Source organism: Streptococcus sp. KR, assembly GCF_002238115.1.
GTDB lineage: Bacteria > Bacillota > Bacilli > Lactobacillales > Streptococcaceae > Streptococcus.
In genome coordinates, this window is the sequence record NZ_NGVM01000019.1 from 14445 (window position 1) to 36290 (window position 21846).

General features: G+C 38.7%; 25 protein-coding genes and 1 other annotated feature. Of the genes, 17 read left to right on the forward strand and 8 right to left on the reverse strand.

All coding sequences use genetic code 11. The annotated features are described in order from the left end of the window. Positions 1 to 11: 11 nt before the first annotated feature. Positions 12 to 860, reverse strand: coding sequence for a YitT family protein (locus CBI42_RS08640; RefSeq protein WP_094753779.1), 849 nt, complete (start codon positions 858 to 860; stop codon positions 12 to 14). Between the two features lie 140 nt (positions 861 to 1000). Here CBI42_RS08640 and CBI42_RS08645 point away from each other — a divergent pair, with 140 nt between their 5' ends. From CBI42_RS08645 to CBI42_RS08675, 6 genes are all read left to right on the forward strand, one after another. After that, positions 1001 to 1840, forward strand: a complete 840-nt coding sequence (locus CBI42_RS08645; RefSeq protein WP_094753780.1) for a DegV family protein — start codon at positions 1001 to 1003, stop codon at positions 1838 to 1840. A 107-nt stretch (positions 1841 to 1947) separates the two neighbouring features. Next, positions 1948 to 2223: an HU family DNA-binding protein gene (locus CBI42_RS08650; RefSeq protein ID WP_001284640.1), complete on the forward strand. Its 276-nt coding sequence runs from the start codon at positions 1948 to 1950 to the stop codon at positions 2221 to 2223. Positions 2224 to 3385: 1162 nt separating this feature from the next. Next, on the forward strand, positions 3386 to 3565 hold the full coding sequence (locus CBI42_RS08660) for a hypothetical protein (protein WP_049487111.1): 180 nt from the start codon (positions 3386 to 3388) through the stop codon (positions 3563 to 3565). Positions 3566 to 4241: 676 nt separating this feature from the next. Further along, complete coding sequence (locus CBI42_RS08665; RefSeq protein ID WP_049487112.1) at positions 4242 to 4883, forward strand: amino acid ABC transporter permease; 642 nt, start codon at positions 4242 to 4244, stop codon at positions 4881 to 4883. Positions 4884 to 4892: 9 nt separating this feature from the next. Continuing rightward, positions 4893 to 5522: an amino acid ABC transporter ATP-binding protein gene (locus CBI42_RS08670; RefSeq protein WP_004261430.1), complete on the forward strand. Its 630-nt coding sequence runs from the start codon at positions 4893 to 4895 to the stop codon at positions 5520 to 5522. 9 nt (positions 5523 to 5531) lie between these two features. Next, positions 5532 to 6371 carry an amino acid ABC transporter substrate-binding protein gene (locus CBI42_RS08675; protein ID WP_094753781.1) on the forward strand — a complete coding sequence of 280 codons (840 nt, stop codon included), beginning with the start codon at positions 5532 to 5534 and terminating at the stop codon, positions 6369 to 6371. Positions 6372 to 6432: 61 nt separating this feature from the next. On the opposite strand, the gene lysS is transcribed toward CBI42_RS08675, so the two are convergent. The 5 genes from lysS to CBI42_RS08700 all read right to left on the reverse strand — a co-directional run bounded on the left by lysS (position 6433) and on the right by CBI42_RS08700 (position 10897). After that, on the reverse strand, positions 6433 to 7923 hold the full coding sequence (gene lysS, locus CBI42_RS08680) for a lysine--tRNA ligase (RefSeq protein WP_094753782.1): 1491 nt from the start codon (positions 7921 to 7923) through the stop codon (positions 6433 to 6435). A gap of 137 nt (positions 7924 to 8060) precedes the next feature. Next, positions 8061 to 8678 (reverse strand): histidine phosphatase family protein, encoded by a 618-nt coding sequence (locus CBI42_RS08685; protein ID WP_094753783.1) that lies wholly within the window; start codon positions 8676 to 8678, stop codon positions 8061 to 8063. Between the two features lie 2 nt (positions 8679 to 8680). Further along, positions 8681 to 9160: an aminoacyl-tRNA deacylase gene (locus tag CBI42_RS08690; protein ID WP_094753784.1), complete on the reverse strand. Its 480-nt coding sequence runs from the start codon at positions 9158 to 9160 to the stop codon at positions 8681 to 8683. Then, on the reverse strand, positions 9160 to 10002 hold the full coding sequence (locus tag CBI42_RS08695) for a DUF368 domain-containing protein (RefSeq protein ID WP_094753785.1): 843 nt from the start codon (positions 10000 to 10002) through the stop codon (positions 9160 to 9162). Before CBI42_RS08695 ends, CBI42_RS08690 begins: the two co-directional genes overlap by 1 nt. 94 nt (positions 10003 to 10096) lie before the next feature. After that, a complete protein-coding gene (locus CBI42_RS08700; protein WP_049487118.1) occupies positions 10097 to 10897 on the reverse strand; it encodes a glycoside hydrolase family 25 protein in 801 nt (266 codons plus the stop codon). A 154-nt stretch (positions 10898 to 11051) separates the two neighbouring features. On the opposite strand from CBI42_RS08700, the gene glmU reads away from it, so the two are divergent. The 7 genes from glmU (at position 11052) to CBI42_RS08740 (ending at position 17206) form a co-directional block, all read left to right on the forward strand. Further along, positions 11052 to 12431 carry a bifunctional UDP-N-acetylglucosamine diphosphorylase/glucosamine-1-phosphate N-acetyltransferase GlmU gene (glmU, locus tag CBI42_RS08705; protein ID WP_094753786.1) on the forward strand — a complete coding sequence of 460 codons (1380 nt, stop codon included), beginning with the start codon at positions 11052 to 11054 and terminating at the stop codon, positions 12429 to 12431. 9 nt (positions 12432 to 12440) lie between these two features. Then, positions 12441 to 12986: an NUDIX hydrolase gene (locus CBI42_RS08710; RefSeq protein WP_094753787.1), complete on the forward strand. Its 546-nt coding sequence runs from the start codon at positions 12441 to 12443 to the stop codon at positions 12984 to 12986. Between the two features lie 11 nt (positions 12987 to 12997). Continuing rightward, positions 12998 to 13309, forward strand: coding sequence for a cell wall synthase accessory phosphoprotein MacP (gene macP, locus CBI42_RS08715; RefSeq protein WP_094753788.1), 312 nt, complete (start codon positions 12998 to 13000; stop codon positions 13307 to 13309). A gap of 16 nt (positions 13310 to 13325) precedes the next feature. Continuing rightward, positions 13326 to 14018, forward strand: coding sequence for a 5'-methylthioadenosine/adenosylhomocysteine nucleosidase (locus tag CBI42_RS08720; RefSeq protein WP_070478823.1), 693 nt, complete (start codon positions 13326 to 13328; stop codon positions 14016 to 14018). A gap of 76 nt (positions 14019 to 14094) precedes the next feature. Then, complete coding sequence (rocS, locus tag CBI42_RS08725) at positions 14095 to 14586, forward strand: chromosome segregation protein RocS (RefSeq protein WP_000021242.1); 492 nt, start codon at positions 14095 to 14097, stop codon at positions 14584 to 14586. A 257-nt stretch (positions 14587 to 14843) separates the two neighbouring features. Continuing rightward, positions 14844 to 15434 carry a 3'-5' exonuclease gene (locus CBI42_RS08735; protein WP_094753789.1) on the forward strand — a complete coding sequence of 197 codons (591 nt, stop codon included), beginning with the start codon at positions 14844 to 14846 and terminating at the stop codon, positions 15432 to 15434. A gap of 8 nt (positions 15435 to 15442) precedes the next feature. Further along, positions 15443 to 17206 (forward strand): glycerophosphoryl diester phosphodiesterase membrane domain-containing protein, encoded by a 1764-nt coding sequence (locus CBI42_RS08740; protein ID WP_142294093.1) that lies wholly within the window; start codon positions 15443 to 15445, stop codon positions 17204 to 17206. 173 nt (positions 17207 to 17379) lie between these two features. Here the strand turns inward: CBI42_RS08740 and CBI42_RS08745 are convergent, their stop codons facing one another. After that, entirely contained in the window at positions 17380 to 18462 is a 1083-nt protein-coding gene (locus CBI42_RS08745; protein ID WP_094753790.1) for a DEAD/DEAH box helicase, read from the reverse strand. Next, complete coding sequence (locus tag CBI42_RS08750; RefSeq protein ID WP_094753791.1) at positions 18459 to 19436, reverse strand: Gfo/Idh/MocA family protein; 978 nt, start codon at positions 19434 to 19436, stop codon at positions 18459 to 18461. The genes CBI42_RS08745 and CBI42_RS08750 overlap by 4 nt, the downstream gene beginning before the upstream one ends. A gap of 141 nt (positions 19437 to 19577) precedes the next feature. Between CBI42_RS08750 and CBI42_RS08755 the strand changes: the two genes are divergently transcribed. The 4 genes from CBI42_RS08755 to rpmA all read left to right on the forward strand — a co-directional run bounded on the left by CBI42_RS08755 (position 19578) and on the right by rpmA (position 21541). Continuing rightward, positions 19578 to 20282: a YoaK family protein gene (locus tag CBI42_RS08755; RefSeq protein WP_094753792.1), complete on the forward strand. Its 705-nt coding sequence runs from the start codon at positions 19578 to 19580 to the stop codon at positions 20280 to 20282. Between the two features lie 58 nt (positions 20283 to 20340). Beyond that, positions 20341 to 20520 (forward strand) — a sequence feature (ribosomal protein L21 leader region). Positions 20521 to 20556: 36 nt separating this feature from the next. Then, positions 20557 to 20871 carry a 50S ribosomal protein L21 gene (gene rplU, locus CBI42_RS08760; RefSeq protein ID WP_000109141.1) on the forward strand — a complete coding sequence of 105 codons (315 nt, stop codon included), beginning with the start codon at positions 20557 to 20559 and terminating at the stop codon, positions 20869 to 20871. Between the two features lie 15 nt (positions 20872 to 20886). Beyond that, positions 20887 to 21231 carry a ribosomal-processing cysteine protease Prp gene (locus CBI42_RS08765; protein WP_000613699.1) on the forward strand — a complete coding sequence of 115 codons (345 nt, stop codon included), beginning with the start codon at positions 20887 to 20889 and terminating at the stop codon, positions 21229 to 21231. A 16-nt stretch (positions 21232 to 21247) separates the two neighbouring features. Continuing rightward, a complete protein-coding gene (rpmA, locus tag CBI42_RS08770; protein WP_000916509.1) occupies positions 21248 to 21541 on the forward strand; it encodes a 50S ribosomal protein L27 in 294 nt (97 codons plus the stop codon). The last annotated feature ends 305 nt before the right edge of the window (positions 21542 to 21846 follow it).

Genomic DNA, 21846 nt, shown 5'->3' on the forward strand with positions numbered 1-21846 from the left:
CAGCTTTTTGCTTACTCTTTTATATATGTGAAGCCTTCTCCTAGGATTTCATGGGCTTCTGTAATAGTTATAAAGGCTTGAGGATCGATTCGATGAATCATTTCCTTCATTTTCACAATTTCATTTCTTCCGACAATACAGTAAATGATTTTTAAATCTTCTCGACTATAATAACCTTGACCTGAGATGAAAGTAACGCCTCTACCTAGGTCATCATTAATCGCCTTAGCAAGTTGGTCAGGACGTTTTGTGATAATCATAAATCCTTTGCCTGCATAGCCACCTTCACCAATCAAATCAATGACACGCGAAACGATAAAATCAAATAAGAGCGTGTAGGAAACCAATCTCAAATCTTTGAAGATTAGGAGAATAAGCATGAGAATACAAAAATCTAAGATAAAGAGCAGTTTCCCCATGGATATATGAGTGTATTTATTGAGAATACGAGCTAGAATATCAGTACCACCAGTTGTACCTCCAGCATTAAAGATAATTCCAAGACCAATTCCCAATAGAATTCCAGCTATAAGGGCTGTGATCAGTAAATCACCTTGAAGATCAATATGAAGGGGAATACGCTCAAAAAAAGCCAACCAGGCGGATAAGGCTAAGGTTCCTAGTAAACTAGAATAGAGAGATTTTGCTCCAAAAATCTTCCAAGCTAGGATGAAAAGGGGAATATTAATCAGTAAGTTCATGAGGGAAACAGGGATTTTAAAAAGATAAAAGGTGATAAGGGTAATACCTGTCGCCCCACCTTCAAAGAGATGATGAGGAACTACAAAATAAGTCAGCCCAAAAGCATAAATAGCAGCACCTAGTAAAATGGTTAAAACGGGATAAATTTTTTTAATCATCGGAACCTCTTTTCTTATAAGTAGATTATATCAAATTTTTAAGGAAAATTTGAATGACTCCATTAGGATTTTTAATCTTTTTTTGATATAATTAAAAGTAAGAAAACCAATCTGAATCCTAAAATAGAAAGATTGATACTATGACAAAAATTAAAATTGTAACCGATTCATCTGTTACTATTGAACCAGAACTCGTAAAACAATTAGATATTACAATTGTTCCATTATCTGTAATGATTAATAATGTTGTTTATTCGGATGCTGATTTGAAAGAAGAAGGTAAATTTCTTCAGTTGATGCAAGCAAGTAAGAATCTTCCTAAGACAAGTCAACCGCCTGTAGGTGTTTTCGCTGAAGTTTTTGAAGACCTATGCAAGGATGGTAGCCAGATTCTTGCTATTCATATGTCCCATGCCCTTTCTGGTACTGTAGAAGCGGCACGTCAAGGTGCTAGCTTATCTACTGCCGATGTGACAGTTATTGATAGTTCCTTCACTGACCAAGCTTTGAAATTCCAAGTTGTTGAGGCTGCAAAATTAGCGCAAGAAGGCAAAGAGTTGGAGGAAATTTTAACTCGCATAGAAGAGGTTAAAAACCACACAGAACTCTATATTGGCGTTTCGACTTTGGAAAATCTTGTCAAAGGTGGACGAATTGGGCGTGTAACTGGATTGTTGAGCTCACTTCTCAATATACGTGTTGTCATGCAGATGAAAGACCATGAATTGCAGCCAATCGTTAAAGGTCGTGGAGCTAAAACCTTTAAAAAATGGTTAGATGAGTTAATAACATCGCTCTCTGAACGTTCTGTAGCAGAGATTGGAATTTCATATTCTGGTAGTGCTGATTGGGCAAAAGAGATGAAAGAAAGCTTACAAGCTTATGTTGAAAAGCCAATTTCAGTTTTGGAAACGGGCTCTATTATTCAAACTCACACGGGTGAGAATGCTTGGGCTGTTTTAGTACGTTACAACTCCTAAAAAAATAAATAAAATGGGAAGAAATAGCGTTTTTAACTTGACCTAAAAGGGATTTTAGGATATGATTATAATTGTTAATTAGAAATTAAATTGGAGGAATCATTAACATGGCAAACAAACAAGATTTGATCGCTAAAGTAGCAGAAGCTACAGAATTGACTAAGAAAGACTCAGCAGCAGCAGTTGAAGCTGTATTCGCAGCAGTAACTGAGTACCTTGCAGCTGGTGAAAAAGTTCAATTGATTGGTTTTGGTAACTTTGAAGTTCGTGAGCGTGCTGCACGTAAAGGTCGCAACCCACAAACTGGTAAAGAAATCAAAATTGCAGCTTCTAAAGTTCCAGCATTCAAAGCTGGTAAAGCTCTTAAAGACGCTGTTAAATAATCAGTCTATAAAAAGCCTATTGTATCAAGCTTTCTAGCTTGGTCAGTAGGCTTTTTTTATGTACAGGGGGCAAAACTATAAATTATCTAGCAAATTGAGGATATTGCCATCCATCTTCTTTGTAACGTGTGTAGATTTTGTTTATTGTCCTAGAATCAGAACGTCCTACTCTTGCCATAATTGCTTTTAGAGTTACGCTATTCTGCTTATGAGAGTATGCCTAAAGATGTGGTAGGTGAGGTGCCTATCAATGGATTCTTCAAGTTGTGTATTTGTTTTCAGATTTAAATCTTCAATAGTTTTTACGATTTTTGGCAGTTCCGCTCGTCATGCAGAATTATATTTGATATACTCAAGGTTCATTGTGTAATCAAGAGGCAGGTTTAAGATTAATTTAGATCACTCTGATTGTGACTTTGAAAGATCAAGTTTGATTAGAAAGCGTTGAATGTATTTTATATCGATATAAATCTAAAATGCCTATTTAAAATCATTCATGCTACTAGTAAGAGAGCTGATATAGCTCCCTTAGATTTTTTTTGGTAAAAAGTCCACTACTCTTCTAAAAAAGTGAAATTTACTTTAATATATAGCTGAGATACTGCAACAAATGGTCATTATGCTACTATTGTATATGGATATAATGCTGAAAAGTTGAAGAAATTGAAAGTTCAACTGAACATGACAGATATAGGATAAGAAGAGAGAGCAAGCGATCCTTTTATCTTTATATTATCGTGATTCCTTAATTTTAATGTATACAGTAGAAAACGAGATTGCAGCAGTAAAAAAATTGACCAGTAGTTAGAATTTATTGCTAATCTCTGAGATGATGTACCTATTAATGATTTACTGAAATAAACAGATTTAGCAAAAATTATGTCTATCTTTACAGAATTTTTTGCTCACTTAGTAGGTGATGTAGAGCCAAAGAGGAAGTGATGGCACTTGAGCAAATTTTCAAACGTTTTATAGTTTTATCAGGCAAGTTACAGAGGGGCTTCTGGTGTGAGTGTTCGTGATTTTATGGAAGGGACTAATGGAGTCCTGGCAACAATTGAAAAAGTGATAAATAAGAAGTAATCGATTTAGCTGGTTTTGAACTTTAACTTGTCAATGTAGCTATAAGAAAGTATAGTAATGTTAAAAATATGGGGACTATATGGATAAGCAATTTGTTATACCAGTGAGAGTTGATGAGAGAATTTTAAATAAACTCAATTTTGTATCAATAAAGCTACAACAAGGACGATCAGAAACGATTGGTAAAGGATTAGAGAGGCTCTATAGTGAGCTGGGGAGAAAGATGAGTGGAAAAGGATTGATTTGGGCACATATTTGATTAGGTGTGGCTATTTCTGTCTTAGCACTCTATACCTACACGATTATTTATATTTTTAATCATGATATGGAAGAAATCTTTGCAACTTTTATTATGTTGGTAATTTATTCACTATTCTTTCTGTTATTTTTGATATCAGTTGAGAGATTATCTTTATTGGTTTGCGTAGAATTAGCTTATCGTAATTTGCAACGATATAAAAAAATTAAAAAGTCCCTTCTTTTTGATAGTACTTTTACAAATAAAAGTCTTAGTAATATAATAGAGCTATAGAAGGGGGAGGTGGAAGAAATGTTTCGAAAAGAAAAAGCACGCAAGCGATTTTGCTTTTGGTTTATTATTTTTATCCTTTATCTTTTTTTTGATTGTATTGTATTTGTACAAATTTTGGAGATACCTTGGGTATGATTTTACTATCACCTTTTATCTTTGCTTCCCTGCCACTCTATGCTTATTTAGTCCTTGGTTTGTTTATCTGGGGGTTCATGAGTCTTGCTATGGATGATGTTATGGATCTTTAGTTAAAGGAAAGCTAAGATCGAGAAAGGACACATTTCGTCCTTTCTTTTTTGATAGATATAGTTTTTCTTTTTTAAAGAGAATTTTTTTACAAAAATTATTGGTTATTTTGTTTATTTATGCTATAATAGGAACAATTATTTTTAGGAGGTGCAGTATGTCTTATTTGTTTGAGATATTACCGAGTTTATTGAGCGGTGCAAGCATGACTTTGCAGGTTTTTGCACTGGTCTTGATTTTTTCTATTCCCTTGGGCGTTTTGATTGCCTTTGCCTTGCAAGTCCATTGGAAGCCCCTCCATCATCTGATTAATATTTATATTTGGATTATGCGGGGAACACCCTTGCTCTTGCAATTGATTTTTATCTATTATGTGCTGCCAAGCATTGGGATCCGTTTGGATCGTCTTCCTGCGGCCATTATTGCCTTTGTTTTGAATTATGCGGCTTACTTTGCTGAAATCTTCCGTGGAGGGATTGATACCATTCCTAAAGGTCAATATGAGGCTGCTAAGGTTTTGAAGTTTAGTCCCTTTGACACAGTTCGCTATATTATCTTGCCCCAAGTGACCAAGATTGTTCTTCCTAGTGTATTTAACGAAGTTATGAGTTTGGTCAAGGATACTTCTTTGGTCTATGCGCTAGGAATTTCAGACCTTATCCTGGCTAGTCGAACAGCTGCCAACCGTGATGCTAGTCTGGTCCCAATGTTCTTGGCAGGAGCCATTTACTTAATTTTAATTGGGATTGTGACCATTCTTGCCAAAAAAGTTGAGAAGAAATACAGTTACTATAGATAGGAGGCTGCCATGTTAGAATTACGAAATATCAATAAAGGGTTTGGTGAAAAGCAAATTTTGTCTAATTTCAGTCTAAAAATTCCTGAAAAGCAAATCCTAGCTATCGTTGGGCCTTCGGGTGGAGGTAAGACGACTCTCTTACGCATGCTTGCGGGTCTTGAAACCATTGATTCAGGGCAAATATTTTATAATGGAGAACCTTTAGAATTGGATGAACTAGAGAAGCGCAATCTACTGGGATTTGTATTCCAAGATTTTCAACTGTTCCCTCATTTATCAGTTCTAGACAATTTGACCTTATCGCCCGTAAAAACCATGGGAATGAAGCAGGATGAGGCTGAGCAGAAGGCGCGAGGTCTTTTGGAACAATTAGGACTGGCAGGACATGCAGATGCTTATCCCTTCTCACTATCAGGTGGGCAAAAGCAAAGGGTGGCCTTGGCGCGTGCTATGATGATTGACCCAGAAATCATTGGTTACGATGAACCAACTTCTGCCCTAGATCCTGAATTACGCTTGGAAGTGGAAAAACTGATCTTGCAAAATAGGGAACTTGGCATGACCCAGATTGTGGTTACCCACGATTTACAATTCGCTGAAAATATTGCAGATCAGATTCTCAAGGTTGAGCCCAAGTAGGAGGTGCGGATGACTAATAAGAAAATTGTCTTGGTGTTGGTTTCGTTCCTGACTCTCTTCTTAACAGCCTGTACTCAGAAGGCTAGTGATCCAAAGCAGGATAACTGGGATAAGTATCAAGAGCAGGGGAGTATAACCATTGGTTTTGACAATACCTTTGTACCCATGGGATTTGAAGAAAAGAATGGCCAATATACAGGCTTTGATATTGATTTGGCGCAAGCAGTTTCTGAAAAATTAGGTGTCAAGGTGCAATTCCAGCCAATCGACTGGGATATGAAGGAGACGGAACTGCAAAATGGAACCATAGATGCCATTTGGAATGGCTATTCTGCGACTGATGAACGCCGAGAAAAAGTTGCCTTTAGTATTCCTTATATGGAAAATCAGCAAGTACTAGTTACGAAGAAAAGCAAGCAAATTCGTTCAGTAGAGGATATGAAGGATAAGACCTTGGGAGCTCAAGCAGGTTCCTCTGGTTATTTAGACTTTGAAGCTCAGCCAGACTTACTGAAAAATCGTGTTAAAGACCAGAAGGCCAATCAATACCAGAGTTTCAATGAAGCCTTAATTGATTTGAAAAATGATCGGATTGATGCTTTGTTGATTGACCGAGTGTATGCTAATTATTACCTCCAGTCTGAGGGGATATTAAATGATTACAATGTCTTTTCAGCTGGATTTGAAAGTGAATCTTTTGCTGTTGGAGTTAGAGCAGCTGATAAAAGATTATTAACAGCATTAAACCAATCCTTTATTGAACTATATCAAGAAGGAAAGTTCCAGGAAATCAGCCATAAATGGTTTGGAGAAGATGTGGCAACAAAAGAAGTGAAAAGTAGAGATTGAGTTTTTCCTCAGTCTCTTTTTGTATCGAAAAATCCTCTGGCAAGTACCAGAGGATAAGAGGTTATTTCATTGTTGGGAAGAGCAATACATCACGGATAGTGGTTGTATCAGTTAGGAGCATGCAGAGACGGTCGATACCGATTCCCAAACCACCTGTTGGTGGCATACCATATTCAAGAGCTTCAATGTAATCGTAGTCGATACCTGTTGCCTCATCGTCACCAAGTTCTTTAGCTTTAGCTTGAGCTTCAAAACGGCTAAGTTGGTCGATTGGATCATTCAATTCAGTAAAGGCATTTCCGTACTCTTTGGTCATGATGAAGAGTTCGAAACGGTCAGTAAAGCGTTCGTCTTCAGGATTCTTCTTAGCTAGTGGAGATACAGCTACTGGATGTCCATAGACAAAGGTCGGTTGGATCAAGGTTTCTTCAACAAACTCTTCAAAGAAGGCATTGATGATGTGGCCAACTTCAGTGTAATGTTTCTCAACAGGAACTTTCTTCTCAGCAGCAATAGCTTTGGCTTCTTCCAAAGTCATGTCTTGCCAGAAATCGACACCAGTAATTTCTTTGATAGCATCCACCATGTGAACACGTTTAAATGGTTCATTGATTTTGATTTCAGTACCTTGGTAGTTAACTGGGCCATCACCTTTAACTGATTTAGCAGCGTGTTGGATAATGCCTTCAGTTAAGTCCATGATGTCTTGGAAGTCTGCATAAGCTTGGTAAACTTCGATAGAAGTAAACTCCGGGTTATGAGTAGCATCCATTCCTTCGTTACGGAAGATACGGCCGATTTCATAGACACGTTCCATACCACCCACGATAAGGCGTTTCAAGTGAAGCTCAGTCGCGATACGAAGCACCATGTCAATGTTTTGGGCATTATGGTGGGTGATAAATGGACGGGCAGAAGCACCACCGGCTTCATTATGAAGAACAGGTGTTTCCACTTCAAGGAAACCTTTTTGGTCAAGATAACGACGGATTTCAGAAATGATTTTTGAACGAGTGACAAAGCGCTCAAAGCTTTCACGGTTAGAAATCAAGTCAAGGTAACGTTTACGGTAAATTGTTTCAACGTCTGTCAAACCGTGGAATTTTTCTGGCAGAGGACGAAGGGCCTTAGACAAGTGTGTAATGTGAGTAGCCTTGATAGAGAGTTCTCCCATATCTGTACGCATGACTTCCCCTTCGACACCAAGGAAGTCACCAAGGTCTGCTTTTTTGAAGATTTCGTAGTTTTCTTCACCGACAGCATCCTTACGAACGTAGATTTGAATTTGCCCTTCGCGGTCTTGAAGGTGGGCAAATCCAACTTTACCTTTACCACGTTTGGTTACCAAGCGTCCTGCGATAGTAGCTGTTTCATTTTTATCGTGTAATTGTTCTTTATCGAGGTCAGCATATTTATCTTTTAATTCTTGTGAATTTGCAGTACGTTCAAAACGTTTTCCGAAAGGATCGATTCCTTGTTCACGGAGCGCAGCCATTTTTTCACGGCGAACGATCTGCTGGTCATTTAGTTCTTCCATATGTTCTGTTGACATGGGATCCTCCTAGTTTTACTCAAAATTGAATACGATGAGTCATTTTTTGCGATACTCCCATTTTATCATAAATAAGCAAGAAATTCACGGATAATCTTTAAAAACTAAAAAGAACTTGACGCTAAAATCAAGTTCTGTTATTGATAGGAAGTATCATTCCAAGTATCGAGTGTAAATGTTTCAAAATCATGAGTTTCTAAAATTGTCAGGCTGGCATTTGCTAGGCCTCCATCTTTACGAAGAAGTGGCTCTTTATAACCTAAAAGAGTACGGAGACTGGCAGTAAGATTGGCACCGTGACCGACAATTAGAATACGCTCATCTGGACTATCTTTTAATGATTTGATAAATTGGATGGTCCGTTGCGTGGTGCTATAGAGGGATTCGGCTCCGAACATTTGAGTGTCAAATTGAGCAAGATTAAATCGAAAAGCTTTGATTTGTTGTGGGTAAATAGATTCCAAGGTTGCGATTTTCAAACCTTCTAACTTCCCCAGCTGCCATTCACGGAGATTAGGAACACTTTCTAAAGGACAGGGTGTCTGGAGTTGACTTTGGATAATCTCAGCAGATTTGACCGCTCGAGGTAAATCACTTGAATAAATCTGATTAAAAGGAATTTCCTTGAGATATTGGCCAAGTCGTTTTAGGGTGTCAATGGATTCAGGAAGAAGGGGAGAATCGCCACTAGCGCCTTGAAAGCGTCCTTCTTGGTTCCAGAGGGTACGGCCGTGGCGGACAAAGTAGAGTTTCATTCTTAGTTGCCCTCCAAAATATCTGCAAAGTCTGCTTTAACAAAGGTGGCTAGTTCTTTTGGATTGATGATGATGCTATGACCAACTTCTCCGGCAGAGACAATCATTTGATCCAAGTCTAGGGCGATTTTATCGATAAAAATGGGGTAATTGTGTTTCTGACGAATTCCGACAGGATTATTGGCTCCATGAATGTAACCAGTTGTTTTTTCCAAGTCCTTTTGTGGAATCATGCTCACTTTTTTATTGCCAGAAATTTTGGCTAGTTTCTTTTCAGACAAATGTTGAGTGATAGGGACAATTCCGATAATTGGTCCTGTTTTATCTCCCAAAAGCGCCAAGGTTTTGAAAATCTGATTTCGTTCATAACCTTGAGGAAGCTCTCCTTCCAGGGCATTGATTTGAATCCCCTGATGTGGGATACCTGCTTTAGACAGGATTTGTTCCACCAATGTTTTTTTGATTTTAACTTTTTTTGCCATTATTTATACTTATCCTCCAATTGGCTCATCCAAATACCAAGCCAGATTCCCAGTGCAAAGAAGAAGGCAATGATGACATACCCAACAAGAGAAATACCGGTGTACTGGATACTTTCAGCATTTCCTGCATTTGGGATCAAGATCAAAAGGGTACTTGAAAGGACGATACCGATGATGAAATGATAGACACGTGAGTGGTAGTTGTTTAAGGCATAATCCATCAATTTTGAAAAAATGATGAGAGTTGCACCTGCACCGATTCCAATCGGGAAGAAGGTTCCCAAGAGGTCAAAGGTTTTAAAACCAGTCAACATAGGAGCATAGAGCCCCAAAATCAAAAGTAGGTTTGATGGACTGAGGCCAGGAACTAATACGCCAAGAGCCAGCAGTGTACCAGCTAGGACAAAATTAAGAAAGCTGGCGCTCAAGGTTCCAACGACAAAATTTAAGGCATAGAGTCCTAATCCAGAAATAATAAAGGTTGTCCAGAACCAAGCTAAATCAATCTTGTCTCGATCAGATTCTCGAGTTGATTCTTTGAGGAGGCTAGGAACTGTACCAATGATAGCTCCTGCAAAGCTCCATAAGACAAAGACCTGATAATTTTCAAGCAGGTATTCAATCGGGTAGGAAAATAAGCCGATTCCCAGAAGCATACCAATGGCAACTGGAATAAAGTACAAAACATTTTCTTTAAAGTCTTTAAAGGGATGAGCCAGAAAACCAATCATTCGTTCATAAATTCCTAAGATTGCTGCTAGAACCCCTCCGGAAATTCCTGGTAAGATAAATCCCAGAGCAATGACAATCCCTTTAATAACGCGTGCTAACCATGAGAGCATATTTTTCCTCCAACTATTTCTATTTCAAAAAATCCTTACTATATTGTATCACAATCTAAAACAAAAAGAAAAAGCAAATGAGAAACAAATGCTTTTAAGGTTTTAAAAAGAGTTTTCTAAAGGTTTCTTCTTTATTTTTTAAAGAAGAGATGACGTTGATATCCAAATCGTGGTCAAAGCCAGCAATTTTTCCTTTAGAAGTGTACTGGTGAATGTCATAATCTATATCAGTCTTAGGAGTTGCCTCGTAAAATCCTGAGTCAGAACCATAGGAAGGAATCCACACAGACGTAAACTTGTCAGTATCAATACTGTGTTCTTCCATGAAATAGACCCCAACGTAGATTCCGATATTTTTAGCACCTAGTGATTCTAGTTTTGCACGAAAGGCTTCAACACCTTCGTTCATATTGGACATGGTTTTTTCTTCCACATCTAGCCAATAGTAGCTAGGGCTGTATGGCGATGCGGAATTATAAAAACTTTCAGCAGCCTTTTCCATTTCTTGGATACTTTTTCCAGCTACATAGGCATAGACCCCAACTGGGACATTTCGTTTTTGAAACTCGGTAATATGGGTTTTAAAGGCCTTGTCTACCCCATTAACAAAGGAAGCATCATTCTCTTTTGAAGACTGAGCGCCACTATGGACGCGAACAATAGCTCCTGAAATGTTTTGGGAGAGAGTATCGTAATTAATTTCCTCAGGTCGTTGCCAACCAGAAACATCAATCACCGGTTTATCTATATTATGTAGCGCTTGCGATTCTACTTGCGCGATATTTGACTTTGTTTTTACAGGATGGTCCTCAAAACGAGGGCGATTTAGGATTAAAATGAAAATCATAATCCCAAAAAAACCAAACAAAATAAGCGGATTAATTTTCTTTCTCATATCTTATAATTTTACCTTATAAATGAAAAAAAATCAAAAAAAAATACTCAAAAATGGGTTAATAGAGGACTTTAGAGCATTTTTTCATTCAAGAGCGCGGAATGATTTGAAATATGGTATAATAAAAGGGAATTTCTAGAGAAAAGAGAAGATTATGTCAAATTATGCCATTATTTTAGCAGCGGGTAAAGGAACTCGCATGAAATCGGATTTGCCAAAAGTTTTGCACAAGGTTGCGGGTATTTCTATGTTGGAACATGTTTTCCGTAGTGTGGGAGCTATACAACCTGAAAAGACAGTAACAGTTGTAGGACACAAGGCGGAATTGGTTGAGCAGGTCTTGGCTGGACAGACAGAATTTGTGACTCAATCTGAACAGTTAGGGACTGGTCATGCGGTTATGATGACAGAGCCAATTTTGGAAGGTTTGTCAGGTCACACCTTGGTCATCGCAGGAGATACTCCTTTAATCACAGGTGAAAGCTTGAAAAACTTGATTGATTTCCACATCAATCATAAAAATGTGGCTACTATCTTGACTGCTGAAACAGATAATCCTTTTGGCTATGGACGAATTGTACGTAATGACAATGCTGAGGTTCTTCGCATTGTTGAGCAAAAGGATGCTACAGATTTTGAGAAACAATTCAAGGAAATCAATACTGGAACATATGTCTTTGACAACGAACGCTTGTTTGAGGCTTTGAAAAATATCAATACCAATAACGCTCAAGGCGAATACTATATTACAGATGTCATTGGTATTTTCCGTGAGGCTGGTGAAAAAGTCGGAGCTTATACGTTAAAAGATTTTGATGAGAGTCTTGGAGTAAACGACCGTGTGGCTCTTGCGACTGCTGAGTCGGTTATGCGTCGTCGCATCAATCATAAACACATGGTCAATGGGGTCAGCTTTGTCAACCCAGAAGCAACTTATATCGATATTGATGTTGAGATTGCTCCTGAAGTTCAAATCGAAGCCAATGTTACCTTGAAAGGGCAAACGAAAATTGGTGCTGAGACTGTTTTGACAAATGGAACGTATATAGTGGATAGCACTATCGGAGCAGGAGCTGTTATTACCAACTCTATGATTGAGGAAAGTAGTGTTGCAGACGGTGTGACAGTCGGTCCTTATGCCCACATTCGTCCAGGTTCAAGCCTAGCTACCCAAGTCCACATTGGGAACTTTGTTGAGGTGAAAGGCTCTTCAATCGGTGAGAATACTAAGGCTGGTCATTTGACTTATATCGGAAATTGTGAAGTGGGTAGCAAGGTTAATTTTGGTGCTGGAACCATTACAGTCAACTATGACGGCAAAAACAAATACAAAACAGTCATTGGTAACAATGTCTTTGTTGGTTCAAATTCAACCATTATTGCGCCAGTAGAACTTGGTGACAATTCCCTCGTTGGTGCGGGTTCAACTATTACCAAAGACGTGCCAGCAGATGCGATTGCGATTGGTCGCGGTCGTCAGGTCAATAAAGACGAATATGCAACACGCCTTCCTCATCATCCTAATAATCAGTAGGAGCTTATCATGGAATTTGAAGAAAAAACGCTTAGCCGAAAAGAAATCTATCTTGGACCAATTTTTAAACTGGTCCAAGATCAGGTTGAATTACCAGAAGGCAAGGGAACTGCCCAACGGGATTTGATTTTCCACAATGGAGCTGTCTGTGTTTTAGCAGTAACGGATGAGCAAAAACTTATCTTGGTCAAGCAGTACCGCAAAGCCATTGAGGCAGTCTCTTACGAAATTCCAGCCGGAAAATTAGAAGTAGGAGAAAATACAGACCCTGTTGCAGCAGCCCTTCGTGAATTAGAGGAAGAAACAGCCTATACAGGGAAATTAGAACTCTTGTACGATTTTTACTCAGCCATTGGCTTTTGTAATGAAAAATTAAAACTATACCGAGCAAGCGATTTGACGAAAGTGGAAAATCCGCGTCCGCAGGATGAAGATGAGACCTTGGAAGTCCTTGAAGTGAACTTAGAGGAAGCCAAGGAATTGATCCAATCAGGTCATATCTGTGATGCCAAGACGATTATGGCTGTTCAGTATTGGGAATTACACAAAAAATAGAGGAGGTCAGTATGGGTAAACCTTTATTAACGGATGAAATGATTGAAAGAGCTAATAGAGGCGAAAAGATTTCAGGTCCTCCTTTGCTAAATGATGAGGAGACAAAAATTTTACCAACCTCTTCTTCCCGTTTTGGTTATGCCAACCCTAAGGATCATGGTTTTAGCCAAGAAACCTTGAAGATTCAGGTCGAACCGTCTATTCATAAAAGCCGTCGCATTGAAAATACCAAGAGAAATGTCTTCAATTCTAAACTGAATAAAATCTTATTTGCAGTCATCTTTCTCTTAATTTTGCTTGTCTTAGCAATGAAACTTTTGTAATAGAAAAGGAATTGAAATGAAAATAGGAATTATTGCGGCTATGCCAGAAGAACTAGCGTATCTGGTCCAGTATCTAGAAAATGCCCAGAAGCAAGTTGTTTTAGACAATACCTATCATACTGGAACCATTGCCTCGCATGAAGTCGTTCTTGTAGAAAGTGGAATTGGTAAGGTCATGTCTGCTATGAGTGTGGCGATTTTGGCTGATCATTTTCGAGTGGATGCTTTGATTAACACGGGATCTGCTGGTGCAGTAGCAGAGGGTATCGCTGTTGGGGATGTCGTGATTGCTGACAAATTAGCCTATCATGATGTGGATGTCACAGCATTTGGCTATGCTTATGGACAAATGGCGCAACAACCGCTTTATTTCGAATCAGATAAAACCTTTGTTGCCAAAATCCAAGAGAGTTTATCTCAATTGGACCAAAAATGGCATCTTGGTTTGATTGCTACAGGAGATAGTTTTGTTGCAGGAAATGACAAGATAGAAGCGATTAAGTCCCATTTCCCAGATGTTTTAGCCGTGGAGATGGAGGGGGCAGCTATTGCTCAGGCAGCGCATGCCCTTAATCTTCCAGTTTTAGTCATCCGAGCTATGAGTGATAATGCCAACCATGAAGCAAACATCTCTTTTGATGAGTTTATTATCGAAGCTGGACGTCGCTCTGCCCAAGTCTTGTTAGCCTTTTTGAAGGCTTTAGATTAAGCGGAAATTTGACAGTTTTTCTAGCTTATGATAAGATTTAAGTAAAGAAAAGCTAGAAAACGTTTCAGAGGATATTATGAGTATTGAAATGACCGTCAGTGAGATTGCAGAGGTCTTAGGATTGTCTCGCCAAGCAATCAATAACCGTGTCAAAGAATTACCAGAAGAAGACACAGATAAAAATGACAAAGGGGTAACAGTAGTTACCAGAAGTGGCTTGATTAAGCTAGAAGAAATCTATAAAAAAACGATTTTTGAAGATGAGCCTGTCAGTGAAGATGTCAAGCAGCGTGAACTGATGGAGATTCTGGTTGATGAGAAGAATGCTGAAATTCTTCGTCTCTATGAACAATTAAAAGCCAAGGATCGTCAGTTATCAGAAAAAGACGAGCAGATGCGTATCAAAGACCGTCAGATTGCTGAGAAAGACAAACAACTCGATCAGCAGCAACAATTGACCCTTCAAGCCATGAAGGATCAAGAAAATCTTAAGCTAGAGCTGGACCAAGCAAAAGAAGAAGTCCAATCAACTAAGAAAGGCTTTTTTGCTCGTTTATTTGGAGGATAATCAAGGAGCTGTTTAGGTTAAATGCTAACCTGATGGCTTCTTTTATTTCTAATCTAAATAGTATAGTTGCTCAAGTAATACTCAATGAAAATCAAAGAGCAAACTAGGAAGCTAGCCGCAGGCTGCTCAAAACACTGTTTTGAGGTTGTGGATAGAACTGACGAAGTCAGTAACATATACCTACGGCAAGGCGACGTTGACGTGGTTTGAATTTGATTTTCGAAGAGTATAAAATAACAGTAGAGGAGAGGTATAGAATGGAACGATTAGAAGAGTACATTGCTTTCGATTTAGAATTTAATCAGCACGAGGGACAAACACACTTGATTCAAGTATCGGCAGTGCATTTTAGAGATGGTCAGGAAATAGATGCCTATGATTCTTATGTTCATACCAGTGTACCTCTAAAAAGTTTTATCAATGGTTTGACTGGGATTACAGCCGAGACCTTAAAAGATGCTCCTCCAGTGGAGAAAGTTATAAAAGATTTCCAAGAGTTTGTGGGTTCTTTACACATGGTTGGCTACAATGCTGCTAAAAGTGATTTGCCTATTCTAGCAGAGCATGGTTTAGACTACAGCCTGCAATATAAGGTGGATTTGTATGATGAAGCTTTTGAACGTCGGAGTTCGGATTTACATGGTATTGCCAATCTCAAATTGCAAACCGTTGCCTCCTTTCTTGGATTTCAAGGTCAGTCTCATAATAGCTTGGAGGATGCTCGGATGACGGCGCGTGTTTACGAGTCTTTCTTAGAGTCAGATCAAGCTAGAGAATTGTTAGAGACGGAAAGTAGTCTATCAAACAATCCTTTTGGAGGCTTGGACTTGTCTCAATTATTTGACTAGGAGTGCCTATGAAACCTGAAAAACCTAAAAATCTAGGTTTTAGGAAAATCTACTTTAATCTAGATAAAATTCTCTTCCTCTTTTTCTTGATATTCATGATGATTGAGTTTGTCTGGTTACCACTTAATTCTTGGATTGCTGGACTGTTACTCCGACAGACAGGTTATCTCTTTCTTTCCTACAACAATATTTTTGCCATTATAAAGAGTTCTCCCTTTGTTAGCCTTGCTTTATTTGTTCTGGTAATCGTTAATTTACTGATTGCCTATTACCAGCTAGGACTCCTCTTTATCGGAGCTCGACACCTCCTCTATCATGAAAAGAGAACTCTGCTGGAGTACAGTCGCAAGGTCTTTCGTCAGAGTTTCTTATTCATAAGACAAGTGACGATTTCCAAAATGGCCTTTATTTTCTTTTATGTCATGATGCTCTTTCCATTGATTCGAAAGATTTTAAAGATTTATTACCTCAATAAAATCGTGATTCCGGAATTCATAGTAGCCTATGTGGAAGATAAGTACTGGTTAGTCGGTTTGGTAATCACTGTTCTAGCCTCGCTGCTGTTTTACATTTCAATACGTTTGATGTTTGCCCTACCCCAGCTTTTATTTGAGAAGAAAACAGTCAAAGAAGCAGTCAGATATAGTCTAGAAAAGACAAGAAAGCACTCCTGGTTTTATACTTGGAACTTGCTCTGGATTATCGTCAAAACCTACCTATTTTTCATTCTTTTATTGATTCCAATCTTGACAAGTCAGGCACTGATGGATGGTTTGACTCATAAGGAATCTCTTGTGATGGGAATTATCAACTTTGTCTTGATTAAGAATTTCCACTACATAGCCTTGACTTATTTTCTCATTAAGTTTGTTTCCTTCCTAACAGGAGAAGAGCTAGAGACCACACCAAGGAGAAAGAAAGATCACTGGATGAGATGGGGAGTGATGGGCTGTGCTTGTATCTTTTTCGCTCTTGAGGGTTATGTTTATTTGGAAGCTCCAGTTGCCAATAAACCTTTAATTATCTCTCACAGGGGAGTATCTAATAAGAATGGTGTGCAGAATACAGTTCAATCTTTAGAAAAGACAGCCCAACTAAGTCCAGATTTCGTTGAGACAGATGTTCAGGAAACAAAAGATGGCCAGTTTGTCATGATGCATGATGCTAATATCAAGAATCTGACAGGAGTTAATGCCAATCCACAGGATCTAACTTTGAAAGAATTAACTAAACTTGATATTTTAGAAAATGGTTATCATAGCAAGGTGTCCAGTTTTGATGACTATCTCAATAAAGCCAATGAATTACATCAAAAACTCCTCATTGAAATTAAAACCAGTCGAAAAGATAGCCCAGATATGATGAAACGCTTTATGGGAAAATATGGAACGGTTCTTAAGCAGAATGGTCACCAAATGCAATCCTTGGACTACCATGTGATTGATCAGGTTTTAGCCTACGATTCTCAAATTCCAATCTATTTCATCCTACCTTATAATAGTATTTTTCCAAGAACCAAGGCTACAGGTTATACCATGGAGTATTCAACTTTAGATGAAAATTTTGTCAACAAGCTTTGGAATACGGATCAGAAATTGTACGTTTGGACCATCAATAGTTCAGAGTCCTTTGATAAATCAGTTCATTTGGGAGCAGATGGAATGATAACAGATGACTTGGAAATGATTCAAGAGCAGGTTACTATTGCCCAAGAAAACCCAGAGTATACTGATTTACTTTTCAAACAGGCTATGGAATTCTTTAATTTTTAGTAAGCAAAAAGAGCCTGAGACAAAATAGTTCTCAACCACAAAAAAGCAACGGCAAATACGTTGCTTTTTTGGAGATAAGGGACTATTGTCCTAGGCTCAGTCTTGAGATAAGGTCCATAGAAACTCGTATTCTGAGGATTTTATTTTAAATCAGAGGTTGGCTCTCTCCAAGCTTATTTGATATAGAGTTCTTGATTTTTTAGGACAATTTCACGGACATTTGAGAATTTTTTGAGTTTTTTAAGTTCTTCTGGATGAGTGACGAGAGTGATAACATAACCTTCTTTACCCATGCGACCTGTACGGCCAGCACGGTGAGTGTAGGTTTCACTATCTCTAGGAACATCAAAGTTTACGACGCATTCTAGACTATCGATATCAATTCCACGTGCCAGAAGGTCTGTTGCGAGAAGCAGGGTTAGTTGCTTGTCTTTAAACTTTTCTAAGATGACTTTTCTAAATTTGACATTGACATCACTAGCGAGGGAAACAGCCAAGATATCACTATATTGTAATTTTTCTTCCGCACTGCCAAGGTCTGATAGGCTGTTAAAGAAGACCAGTCCGCGGAAATCCTCTACATGAGCCAATTTTCGTAGCATATCCACTCGGTGACGTTGGTCTACCTGCATGTAGAAATGCTGGATATTGTCCAATTTTTGATCAGAGAGATCAATGGTACGTGTATTAGGCGAAATCTTTTCTTGGTCAAACTTGGTCGTCGCACTCATGTAGATGAGTTGGTGGTCACGAGGTGCGTAGTGGGTGATTTTCTCAACAAAGTGAATTTGAGACTCATCTAGCAATTGGTCAAATTCGTCCAAGATGATGGTTTCTACATTCATCATCTTTATTTTTTTCAATTTAATCAACTCAAAGATACGACCAGGAGTACCAATTAGAATTTCTGGTCCTTTTTTGAGTCGTTCAATCTGGCGTTTCTGACTTGAACCTGATAGGAAGAGTTGGGCTGTCAAACCGATAGTCTCTGCCCACGTTTTACATACATCAAAAATCTGTCCAGCAAGTTCTGTATTGGGTGCTAGAATCAAGAGTTGCTGGGCTTTTTTCTTTTGCAGTCTGAGAAGACTTGGTAGGAGGTAAGCGAGGGTCTTACCAGTTCCTGTTGGGCTCACTCCTAGAAGATTTTCTCCTGCAAGAACGGGCTCAAATAGTTGGGTTTGAATGGGAGTGAATTCTTGGAAACCGAGTTGGTCACTCAGTTCTTGCCATTCAGTCGGTAGTTTGGTTTTCATTTTTCTGCCTCAAATCTAATGCCAGCAGTCTGGCGCATAGTATATAGTAGCTTATGAACTGAACTTGCATCTTCCAGCCAAGTTTGGTAGAGATTCAGATCTGGTTGCTGGATCATGTGTGCAAATGCAGCGACTTCCTCGGTCATCGTATGAGGAGCCTGTTGGATAGGGAGTTGGATTTGATTGCCTTGGTGGTCGGTAAAAATAGCCGAGCTGACATGCTCGATGGTGTTGAGGGTCAAGGTTCCATCTGTCGTATAAATTTCGCAAGGAAGATTGGAAGTGATGTTTTTCCCAGCTTTTATATGAATTTGAAAGTCAGGGTATAAGAGGATTCCGTCTCCATTCAGGTCCATGCTATTGTCAAGCTGTTGAGCCTGATAGGTCGCGTCTTGAGCTTTTCCAAAGAGACGAACGGCAGCGTAGAGAGGATAAATCCCCAAATCCATGAGAGCACCGCCAGCAAAACGATTTGAGAAGACATTTGGTGTCTGTCCAGCTAACAAGTCCGGCATTTTGGAAGAATACTTGGCATAGTTGAAATCTGCTCCCAAAATTTGCTTGTCTGCTAAAAAGTTTTTGATAGTAGTAAAAGCTTCTTCGTGGTAATTACGAGCTGCTTCGAAGATAAAACAGTGATTTTTCTCAGCTGTTTGAACCAAATCCAGCCATTCTTGTGGCTGAGTGACAGCTGGCTTTTCAAGAATGACGTGTTTGCCAGCAGATAATGCAACTTTTGCCTGAGCAAAATGCAAGGAGTTTGGACTAGCAATATAGACAACATCAAAGGAGCTCTTGAAGAAGTTCTCTAATTGATCAAAGAGTTGGATATCTTGATAGCGAGAAGCAAAGGTTGCCGCAGTTTCTAGTTTTCTAGAATAGACTGCGACCAGCTGGTATTCTCCACTGATATGGGCTGCTTCTATGAAGTGGTGACTGATAGCCCCTGTTCCGATGACACCTAATTTAAGCATAGTTACTCCTTTTCCAATTTCAAATCCTTCTTTCATTATAACATAGATAGACAGGACTATCCAACAGAGGGGAAAAAATTTCAAATAAGCTACTAGGTCTTTTTCAAAGAAAGTGGTACAATAATGAGATGAGTAAATGAAATGGGAGGGAAAATGAGGTTATTACCTATAAGAAAAATATCACGTCAGTCTAAGAGGCTAGCGCTTTTTTTGACGTTTTGTGCAGGATATGTAGATGCCTATACGTTTATTGTGCGAGGGAATACTCTTGTAGCTGGACAAACTGGGAATGTCGTATTTCTTTCAGTGGGACTTATTCAACATAATGTGTCAGATGCGAGTGCTAAAGTAATGACCTTGCTAGCTTTTATGATGGGGGTCTTTTTACTAACAGTTTATAAGGAAAAATTGCGAATTGTGAAAAAACCGATTCTGTCATTGATTCCTTTGGCAATCCTATCAATCATTATTGGTTTTGTGCCGCAAACTGTAGATAATATCTATCTAGTACCGCCCTTGGCCTTCTGTATGGGGTTGGTGACAACTGCTTTTGGAGAAGTGTCGGGTATTGCCTATAATAACGCTTTTATGACGGGGAATATCAAACGGACCATGCTAGCTTTTGGAGATTATTTTAGGACCAAGCACACACCATTTTTACGTGAAGGATTCATATTTGTTAGCCTGCTTAGTAGTTTTGTCCTTGGCGTTGTCTTTTCAGCCTATTTGACGATTTTCTATCATGAAAAGACCATTCTTGGTGTTCCTATTATGATGAGCATTTTTTACATTAGCATGCTTTTTGCCTCTTGGCGAAAAAAAGTAAAAGAAAAAGCTTCATTTTAGGTGTTATTACTTGTAAGAAAATAGGAGATATGCTATACTTGAAGAGTTGACTATGCACAATCCTGTGCAACCGCACGAACATCGTTGCTCGTCGTATAACAAATTTAAACTTCGTCATTGTCGCCTTGCCTAACATAAGTTATGTCTTCGGCTCAATTCCTAGTTTATTCTTTGTTATACTTAGAGCTCTTCTTTTAAGTGGTTTGTCCCACGATGCTAGGCGAGTCTTCACAAAAAATTCGGGGAAACCCATAAAAATCATAGGAGGTGCATAATGAGCACATACGCAATTATCAAAACTGGCGGAAAACAAGTTAAAGTTGAAGTTGGTCAAGCAGTTTACGTTGAAAAATTGAACGTTGAAGCTGGTCAAGAAGTTACTTTTAACGAAGTTGTTCTTGTTGGTGGTGAAAACACTGTTGTCGGAACTCCACTTGTTGCTGGAGCTACTGTAGTTGGAACTGTTGAAAAACAAGGAAAACAAAAGAAAGTTGTTACTTACAAGTACAAACCTAAAAAAGGTAGCCACCGTAAACAAGGTCACCGTCAACCATATACTAAAGTTGTCATCAACGCAATCAACGCTTAATTTTAAGGAGAACACATGATACAAGCAGTCTTTGAGAGAGCCGAAGATGGCGAGCTGAGGAGTGCGGAAATTACTGGACACGCCGAGAGTGGCGAATACGGCTTAGATGTCGTGTGTGCATCGGTTTCTACGCTTGCCATTAACTTTATCAATTCTATTGAGAAATTTGCAGGCTATGAACCAATCCTAGAATTAAACGAAGATGAAGGTGGCTATCTGATGGTTGAAATACCAAAAGATCTTCCTTCACACCAGAGAGAAATGACCCAGTTATTCTTTGAATCATTTTTCTTAGGTATGGCAAACTTATCGGAGAACTCTTCTGAGTTCGTCCAAACCAGAGTTATCACAGAAAACTAACACGGAGGAAAACATTATGTTAAAAATGACTCTTAACAACTTGCAACTTTTCGCCCACAAAAAAGGTGGAGGTTCTACATCAAACGGACGTGATTCACAAGCAAAACGTCTTGGAGCTAAAGCAGCTGATGGACAAACTGTAACAGGTGGATCAATCCTTTACCGTCAACGTGGTACACACATCTACCCAGGTGTAAACGTTGGACGTGGTGGAGACGATACTTTGTTCGCTAAAGTTGAAGGCGTAGTACGCTTTGAACGTAAAGGACGCGATAAAAAACAAGTTTCTGTTTACCCAATCGCTAAATAAAAAGGTCCAGTAAACCTTTTTATCCCGAGCCTTGAATGTAAAGGTGAGGAAGCTAGAAACGGCTTAAAATAAGGCTTTCCGAGTTTTCGGAGAGCCTCTTTTTTTGTTTTGATACCCATTTTGGTACCCATATTTTAAAACCCTATGTAAGAAGCGAAGTTGTCGGCTACTTTGTCTTTTAGATACAATTATAAAATAGTGGAATGTGACCCTTTTACAATAATGAATTTTATAAGGGAATAAGATATTGTAAAAATTGATAAGGTATGATATTATAATTATATCTAAGAGAAGAAGTAAGAAGA